The sequence below is a fragment of the Bacillus sp. LB7 genome (assembly GCF_030449715.1).
GTDB classification, from domain to species: domain Bacteria; phylum Bacillota; class Bacilli; order Bacillales; family Bacillaceae; genus Bacillus; species Bacillus paralicheniformis.
Genome location: NZ_JASGCA010000038.1, coordinates 1 through 7310 on the forward strand (window position 1 = coordinate 1; position 7310 = coordinate 7310).

Annotated in this window: 11 protein-coding genes; 5 read left to right on the forward strand and 6 right to left on the reverse strand. The window is 40.4% G+C overall.

Annotated features, from left to right (window positions below; all coding sequences use genetic code 11):
• Positions 1-17: 17 nt before the first annotated feature.
• On the reverse strand, positions 18-284 hold the full coding sequence (locus QMZ64_RS22680; RefSeq protein ID WP_301441613.1) for a YqaH family protein: 267 nt from the start codon (positions 282-284) through the stop codon (positions 18-20).
• Between the two features lie 58 nt (positions 285-342).
• On the opposite strand from QMZ64_RS22680, the gene QMZ64_RS22685 reads away from it, so the two are divergent.
• On the forward strand, positions 343-894 hold the full coding sequence (locus QMZ64_RS22685) for a hypothetical protein (protein WP_301441614.1): 552 nt from the start codon (positions 343-345) through the stop codon (positions 892-894).
• On the opposite strand, the gene QMZ64_RS22690 is transcribed toward QMZ64_RS22685, so the two are convergent.
• The 3 genes from QMZ64_RS22690 to QMZ64_RS22700 all read right to left on the reverse strand — a co-directional run bounded on the left by QMZ64_RS22690 (position 866) and on the right by QMZ64_RS22700 (position 1621).
• On the reverse strand, positions 866-1021 hold the full coding sequence (locus QMZ64_RS22690; RefSeq protein WP_155266364.1) for a hypothetical protein: 156 nt from the start codon (positions 1019-1021) through the stop codon (positions 866-868). The genes QMZ64_RS22685 and QMZ64_RS22690 overlap by 29 nt on opposite strands.
• A 139-nt stretch (positions 1022-1160) precedes the next feature.
• The gene (locus QMZ64_RS22695; protein ID WP_017474831.1) at positions 1161-1430 is read right to left on the reverse strand and encodes a hypothetical protein; all 270 of its coding nucleotides are present in this window, start codon (positions 1428-1430) and stop codon (positions 1161-1163) included.
• A 5-nt stretch (positions 1431-1435) separates the two neighbouring features.
• A complete protein-coding gene (locus tag QMZ64_RS22700) occupies positions 1436-1621 on the reverse strand; it encodes a helix-turn-helix domain-containing protein (protein WP_026587143.1) in 186 nt (61 codons plus the stop codon).
• 268 nt (positions 1622-1889) lie between these two features.
• Here QMZ64_RS22700 and QMZ64_RS22705 point away from each other — a divergent pair, with 268 nt between their 5' ends.
• Genes QMZ64_RS22705 through QMZ64_RS22715 form a run of 3 tightly spaced genes read left to right on the forward strand, consistent with a single transcriptional unit; the run spans position 1890 to position 3942 of the window.
• Positions 1890-2318, forward strand: a complete 429-nt coding sequence (locus tag QMZ64_RS22705; protein WP_087634984.1) for a helix-turn-helix domain-containing protein — start codon at positions 1890-1892, stop codon at positions 2316-2318.
• 8 nt (positions 2319-2326) lie between these two features.
• Positions 2327-2749 (forward strand): ImmA/IrrE family metallo-endopeptidase, encoded by a 423-nt coding sequence (locus QMZ64_RS22710; RefSeq protein ID WP_105981194.1) that lies wholly within the window; start codon positions 2327-2329, stop codon positions 2747-2749.
• 44 nt (positions 2750-2793) lie between these two features.
• Positions 2794-3942, forward strand: a complete 1149-nt coding sequence (locus tag QMZ64_RS22715; protein WP_105981195.1) for a tyrosine-type recombinase/integrase — start codon at positions 2794-2796, stop codon at positions 3940-3942.
• Positions 3943-4025: 83 nt separating this feature from the next.
• Here QMZ64_RS22715 and QMZ64_RS22720 read toward each other — a convergent pair whose 3' ends face one another.
• Positions 4026-5378, reverse strand: a complete 1353-nt coding sequence (locus QMZ64_RS22720; protein ID WP_301441615.1) for a glucose-6-phosphate isomerase — start codon at positions 5376-5378, stop codon at positions 4026-4028.
• Positions 5379-5668: 290 nt separating this feature from the next.
• Positions 5669-6832: an iron-containing alcohol dehydrogenase gene (locus tag QMZ64_RS22725; protein ID WP_265625808.1), complete on the reverse strand. Its 1164-nt coding sequence runs from the start codon at positions 6830-6832 to the stop codon at positions 5669-5671.
• A gap of 141 nt (positions 6833-6973) precedes the next feature.
• On the opposite strand from QMZ64_RS22725, the gene QMZ64_RS22730 reads away from it, so the two are divergent.
• On the forward strand, positions 6974-7210 hold the full coding sequence (locus tag QMZ64_RS22730; RefSeq protein ID WP_003184789.1) for a DUF378 domain-containing protein: 237 nt from the start codon (positions 6974-6976) through the stop codon (positions 7208-7210).
• Positions 7211-7310: the final 100 nt, after the last annotated feature.

A 7310-nucleotide genomic window follows, 5' to 3' on the forward strand; every position in this document is an offset into this window, starting at 1 on the left:
CATTGGATGTTCGATATTCATTGATACACTCTCCTCACAGTTGAAACATTAATCCCTCTGCTTGCAAATTTGGACGCAATTTCGTGAAGGCGGACAACCTGTTCAGGGTGCTCCATCCGTTGAAGGTCCTTGCAATTTAAAATGATTGTTGCCGCAATTTCAACGCAGTTCTTAAAATCCTGTTCCTCGATGGCGGCGGGCAATTCAGAAGTAAGGTTTTGTGTTGACTGGATCAGCCTTTCCGCCTTTTCGCGGTCAGTTTTTAGAAATCGGTTTAGGTTCATGCTATCACCTCCTTTTTTGGTATAATGTTCCTACCATCTAAGATAGGAGTGTGTTCATTTGGAGATCTCAACAATTCTGTCAATAATTGCAGTAGTCATTTCCTTATTTACATTGGCTGTTCACTTACTAAAATACTTCTCTACTTTTCCGAAACTAGAAATAAATGTGTTAGATGCTTTTTTATTTAAAGTCATCAAAGGTAACGATCGCTACGGGAAACCTTACAGATTAATACTTGAACTCAGTCTCGTGAATAAAAGTGAACAACCTATATCCATTTACGAATACCAATTTACCTCTTCAGAATTTGAGAACCCTGTCTTTTACAAGGGGCATCATAGACCTGGAGAAAAATATATTATTTCTCAAATTGGTGATGAAGAAGCATCAATTGAAATAGCTGAGTTTAAAAATTTAAAACCACCTGTAAATTTGAGCCCTTACTCTTCAGAATATGGACTAATAATCTTTTTGACGATTCCTTACTTGAGTAATACAACGAACGAAATTGATGGAGAATTAACAATTAAAACATCAAGAAAAGACTATACAATTCCTGTAAAAGCGAGAAGAAGCGATTTTATAAAAGCGACAGAATTAATGCAGTAAGAGACAGAATGACACAAATACTACTGACTATAATTCCAATTAAATGAAATCTTCTGCTATCCATATGATCACCCCGAACCTTTTCAACCTCTGTTGCCGCAGGGGTTGATTTATTTTGTTTTTCCATTTTCCTACCTCCTTTTGATTTTTAGATATGCTTCTTCACAAATGCTTGATAAATCTTCTTAAAACGTTCCGCCTCGCTTAAAGCAAGCCATTCTTTGGTTTTGATCTTCAATTCCTCACCTCCCCTCATTTAGTAGGGCTTAATTTCTTGGCTGTTCGGCTAACCATGTCAGTAGAAATTCTTTCATTTCAGCTGCAGGAAACCTCCACTTGGTTCCAACCTTGTATTTAGGACACCTTGGATCGTATAAAAACTTATCTATAATTTCAGGCCAACTCATATCTGTTTTTTCCTTCAAGGTTTTTGTATTCCAAAAAACCTTTTCATTATCCAAAGCTTTTAAGTGTTCCTCAATTTTTTCTGAACAGATCCGTTTAATTTCGTCTTTATCAACCTGAACCGTTAGCATGCCTATTATGAAACCTCCTTCATGTCTAGGATCTTGACAATTTTCTCTCTGACTTTTTTGCCTTCTCTTTTACCGTGTAAAATATCGGAGAGATAGGGTCCTGAAATGTTTAGCATTTCGGCTAATTCTTTCTGCTGCATGCCGTTAATTATTAACCAGGTCTTAACCCGTTTTCCGAAATCTAATTCCACAGAAAACACCTCCTATATATTTTTTGCTAATTATTTAGCTTTTTGTTGACTGAAAAATAGGATATATGCTAATATCTAAGCATAGCTAATAAACCCTACAATTACAGCCTTTTACGTTGGGGAACGTGGTCTTAGGCTTTAGTTTGTAGTGTCCTGAAAGCTAAATAAGTAGCTTATGAACACAGTTTAATAAACTATATGCTAATTGTCAACACAAAAATAGCATAAAGTTTAATTTTTGTCATAGGCTCATTTAAGGATGGTTGATATGACAATAGTTGAAAGGGTAAAAAAGTTGGCAAAAGAGCATAAAATATCTTTGGCTGAACTTGAAAGGAAGACCAAATTATCAAATGGAACAATTAGAAGATGGGATGAAAAAACTCCAGGTATAGACAAAGTTCAAAAAGTAGCTGATTATTTTAACGTCTCAGTTGATTACCTTCTCGGCAGAACAGAAAAGGAAAACTTTGAGCCAGAACTTACAGAAAAAGATGAAAGAGATATACAGAAAGAGCTACAAAAAATTATAGAAGGGTTAGAAGGCAAGAACGGTTATGCCGCATTTGACGGCCAAACTCTTGACGATATGGATGAAGAAGACAAAGAGTTATTAATTGCCAGCCTGGAAAATTCCTTACGTCTCGCCAAAAGAATTTCAAAACAAAAATTCACTCCGAAAAAATATCGTAAGTAGGTGCTTTTGTGGAGTCAATTACTAAAAAGATAAAATCAATAACAAAAAAATTTGAAACAAACAATCCATTTAAAATTGCAAAAGAACTAGGAATTGAAGTGGTATATGAAGATTTAGGAAAAGCCCTGGGGTATTACAGTAGACATTTCAGAGTTAAGGTCATTCACATTAATCAGAATGCGAATGAACATAACAAGGAGTTCATTTGCGCTCATGAGTTAGGTCATGCGATCTTTCATCCGGACGCAAACACTCCTTTTTTAAAAAGAAAGACATTATTCTCAACAGATCAAATCGAGTTAGAAGCAAATTTTTTTGCAGTAAATTTGTTATTCTCATCTATCAGTGGGTGTGTAACTGCAAAGGAAGCAATTGAACAATATGGGATTCCAGAACAGTTAGTTTTATCTAACATTACAAAAAATTTTTAATCCCAAAACAGAACATATATTCCGTTTTTAAGGAGCTGAGAAGATTGATTAGTTTCTCAAAAGTCTACAAAAACAAAGTGCATGTCGGTTGGAAAGGAACAGCCGAGGGGCCGAAGCATCCAGTTACCGGCAAACGTCAGCAAATCACACGGAGAGGAAAAACACAAGCGATAGTAAAGGAAAAAATTTTGCAGGCTCTGAAGGATATTGAATCAAACTTAAACAAACCGATTAAGTCTAAATTAATTAAAGATTATCTTCCTGAATGGCTAGAATTATATAAAAAAGGGAAAGTAAAGCCTTCTACATATCGGGCTCATTATAGGAATATTCACAAATACCTTATACCTGAATTTGGTCATATTCAAGTTAACAAATTGACTAGGGCACAATATCAGTCATTTATTAATAAGTTGTTAACATCCCGCAAAACAAGCTCTGTAAGCCATATAAATGCAACAATGAGTAATGCCATGAGACAGGCTTACTTGAATGACGAGATTGTAAAAAACCCATGTACTGGTGTAATCATAAAAAAGATCGAAGAAATTGAGGAAGAGAAAAAAATCCATTATTGGGCTAAGAACCACATAAAACAATTTTTGAATGGTTTTGAAAATGAGGAGAAGGTTTATTACTATTTTTTTCTAACGTTGATCTATGCAGGTCCTAGGAAAGGTGAAGCTATGGCGTTACAAGAAGAAGATTTAGATTTTGAAAATGATTATATAGATATTAACAAAACACTCCTCTATCACCTTTCAAGTGAAGAAGCTGTTTTCGGGCCTCCAAAAACAAAACATTCAAAAAGGAGAGTTAAAATAGATCCGTTTCTTTCAAGTCAATTAAAACAGCTTATTACTGTGAACAAAAAAAATAGACTTTCTGCTGGCTCATTAACTTCACCGCACCGATTCGTTTTCTGCAAAAAAGACGGATCTCGACTACGTGAAAGAACCATTCAAAATGTCTTTACAAGAGTAAAAAGAAAAACGGGGGTTCCGGATATCTCCATCCATGATTTACGACATACTCACGCTGTTATGATGTTAGAGGCTGAAGCAAGTATGAAGGAAGTTCAAGAACGATTAGGCCACAAAGATATAAGAACAACATCAAATATTTATTCTCATATCACTCCCAAGATGGAAAATGAGGCAGTAAATAAATTTTCAAAATATATGGCCGACTGATCCAAATGTGGTCATATTGTGGTCAGCCAGCCATACTTTTAAATTAAACCTTTAATAACCTCTGTCAAAAAACACCCTTAACCTTACTCTCCCAAACGTTTCTCAAGCTCTGCTTTTTTCTCTTCGAAGCCAGGCTTGCCGAGGAGAGCGAACATATTGACTTTGTACGCTTCCACTCCAGGCTGGTCAAACGGGTTGACGCCGAGCAGGTATCCGCTCATTGCGCAGGCTTTTTCAAAGAAGTACACGAGGTAGCCGAACGTGTAAGCGTTCATTTCAGGTACGTTCACGATCAGGTTCGGCACATTACCGTCCGTGTGCGCGAGCATTGTGCCTTGGAAAGCTTTTTTATTGACGAAGTCGACCGTTTTGCCGGCAAGGTAGTTCAAGCCGTCAAGATCATTGTCCGCTTCTTCGATTGTCAGCTCGTGTCTTGGCTTTTCAACGTTCAGCACCGTTTCGAACATATCTCTTCTTCCTTCTTGTACGTATTGTCCAAGAGAGTGAAGATCAGTCGAGAAGTTGGCTGAAGATGGATAAATGCCTTTTTCGTCTTTTCCTTCACTTTCGCCAAAGAGCTGCTTCCACCATTCTGCGAAGTACTGAAGGCCCGGCTCGTAGTTGATCAGCATTTCAATCGTTTTGCCTTTGTTATAAAGGACGTTTCTGACGACCGCGTATTGGTAAGCCGGATTGTCTTCAAGCTCTGATGTGGAGAAGTCTTTGCTCGCATCGCGGGCGCCCTTCATCATTTCATCGATATCGGCTCCGCTGACTGCGATTGGAAGCAAGCCGACCGCTGTGAGCACAGAAAAGCGGCCCCCGACATCGTCAGGAATGATAAATGATTCAAAGCCTTCCTCATTAGCAAGCGTTTTTAATGCGCCCCGCTCTTTATCAGTTGTTGCATAAATGCGGCGTTTCGCTTCTTCTTTTCCATACTTTTCTTCAAGAAGCTTGCGGAAGATCCGGAAAGCAATCGCCGGTTCTGTCGTTGTGCCTGATTTAGAAATCACATTGATTGAAAAGTCAGCGTCTTCAAGAAGATCCATCACGTCTCTCATGTAAGAAGAGCTGATGTTATTGCCGATGAAAATCACTTGCGGCGTTTTCCGTTTTTCTTTCGGCAGCACATTGTAAAATGAATGATTCAGCATTTCGATCGCCGCTCTTGCGCCGAGGTATGAACCGCCGATTCCGACAACCAGCAAAACATCGGAATCATTTTGAATTTTTCCAGCGCATTTTTTAATGCGGGCGAATTCTTCTTTGTCGTAGTCAGTCGGAAGATCCACCCATCCTAAAAAGTCGCTGCCCGCACCTGTTTTTTCGTGAATGGTATGGTGGGCGACTTTCACGAAGTCACGCAAATATGTAAGTTCATGTTCTTTAAAGAATGGCAATGCTCTTGAGTAGTCAAAACGGACATGCGTCATATTATTAAACCTCCAGTACTAGCTGTTTTCTTTCAAATATCCGCCAGCGCTTTCATTTTCATGAGAGTGCGGGTCAAAGGATTTTAAAACATGTCGATTTTCGGCGACAGCCTCTTCCCTTTTCACTTTATATGAACTCCTTCGTTAAATCAAGTGACGAAAAAAAGGAGGATAGGGGCTGGCGCGCCAGAAATGCATGTTTTTCAGCCGCCACCCGCAGTTTTGTCAAAAAGATAACAAATAAACAACGGTTCAAGGTATGGCGGTCCTCCTTGAGCCGTCAAGAAGTCTTATAAAGAAGCCTTCAAAATAGACAGAACATCGTCTTTATTCAACGTTTTAAAGCGGCCGAATTCGCCGTTTGCCATCGCTTTGTCGGCAATCAGATCCAGCTTCTCATCTGTGATGTCATAGTCGGCTAGACGATTTGGCGCGCCAAGGCTGGTCCAGAATTCAGACAGCTTCTCAATTCCGATAAGCGCCACTTCACGATCGGTTTTTCCTGTATCATCTACGTCAAAAACGCGGACGGCAAGCTGTTTAAAGCGGCCGACATTCTCGGAAAGCGTGTGCTTCATCCAATTCGGGAACAGGATCGCAAGCCCTCCCGCATGCGGAATATCGTAGACGGCTGAAACAGCGTGCTCGATATTGTGCGTCGCCCAGTCTCCGCGCGCGCCCATTGATAGCATGCCGTTCAGCGCAATGGTGCCTGTATAGAGAATCGTTTCGCGCAGCTCATAGTTTTCAAGGTCTTCAATGAGCTTAGGAGCTGTTTCAATCACCGTTTTGAGCAGGGATTCGCACATCCGGTCCTGATAAGGGGTATTTTCGGTATGGTGAAAATATTGCTCAAACACGTGGGACATCATGTCGACAATGCCGTAAATCGTGTGGTCTTTCGGTACGGTAAATGTGTTGACAGGATCAAGAATTGAAAATTTAGGGAAGACGAGCGGGCTTCCCCAGCCGTATTTTTCATTGGTTTCCCAATTTGTGATCACAGATCCCGAGTTCATTTCCGATCCTGTCGCTGCCAACGTTAAAACCGTTCCAAACGGCAGCGCATCAGCCGGAATATGTTTTTTTGTCACAATATCCCACGCATCTCCGTCGTATTTCGCTCCGGCGGCGATCGCTTTCGTACAATCGATGACGCTTCCGCCGCCGACTGCCAATAGAAAGTCAATATCGTTCTCTTTGCAGATCGCAACTCCCTTATTCACAGTGGCAACACGCGGATTCGGTTCGACGCCGGGCAGTTCATGGACGGTTGCACCCGCTTTTTCAAGGATTGAAATGACTTGATCGTATAAACCGTTTCGTTTAATGCTGCCTCCGCCGTATACGAGCAAGACATTGCGGCCGTAATGTTTCACCTCTTCTGCCAGCTTTTCAACTTCTCCCCGGCCGAATATCAGCTTCGTGGGATTCCAATATGTAAAATTATCCATCTGTATCTCCTCCTTTATTTACTATTATGGAAAACCGCAGAACGCTCTGTAAAGCGATCTGCTCCTCAGGCGTATAATGTTTCCAAATCCGTCGCAATCTATAAATGTGAAATATAGGACTTCAAAAAGGAGGAAAAACAAATGAATGCACTTCAACGTATTGCATTGGTATTAACGATCATTGGAGCAATCAATTGGGGACTGATAGGATTTTTTCAATTTGACTTGGTTGCAGCCATTTTTGGCGGTCAAGGATCCGCTTTAGCCCGGACCGTTTACGCACTTGTCGGAATCGCAGGTCTGATCAACCTCGGACTTTTATTTAAACCGGCTGAAGAGACTGCTGGCGAAGACGCCAAGCAGCCGGAAATGCGATAAAAAAACTCCGGCTTTGGCCGGAGTTTCAGACCGTTGACAAAATAGGTCGGATTTCTATGATCCGACCTATTTTTGTCCATTTTGTTCTATTTTTCCGACG

Bases quoted from the DNA above. Each gene is read 5' to 3' on its own strand.
- QMZ64_RS22690 (WP_155266364.1), bottom strand. From the start codon at position 1,021: ATGGAAAAACAAAATAAATCAACCCCTGCGGCAACAGAGGTTGAAAAG.
- QMZ64_RS22730 (WP_003184789.1), top strand. From the start codon at position 6,974: ATGAATGCACTTCAACGTATTGCATTGGTATTAACGATCATTGGAGCA.
- QMZ64_RS22720 (WP_301441615.1), bottom strand. From the start codon at position 5,378: ATGACGCATGTCCGTTTTGACTACTCAAGAGCATTGCCATTCTTTAAA.
- QMZ64_RS22705 (WP_087634984.1), top strand. From the start codon at position 1,890: ATGACAATAGTTGAAAGGGTAAAAAAGTTGGCAAAAGAGCATAAAATA.
- QMZ64_RS22680 (WP_301441613.1), bottom strand. From the start codon at position 284: ATGAACCTAAACCGATTTCTAAAAACTGACCGCGAAAAGGCGGAAAGG.
- QMZ64_RS22725 (WP_265625808.1), bottom strand. From the start codon at position 6,832: ATGGATAATTTTACATATTGGAATCCCACGAAGCTGATATTCGGCCGG.
- QMZ64_RS22695 (WP_017474831.1), bottom strand. From the start codon at position 1,430: ATGCTAACGGTTCAGGTTGATAAAGACGAAATTAAACGGATCTGTTCA.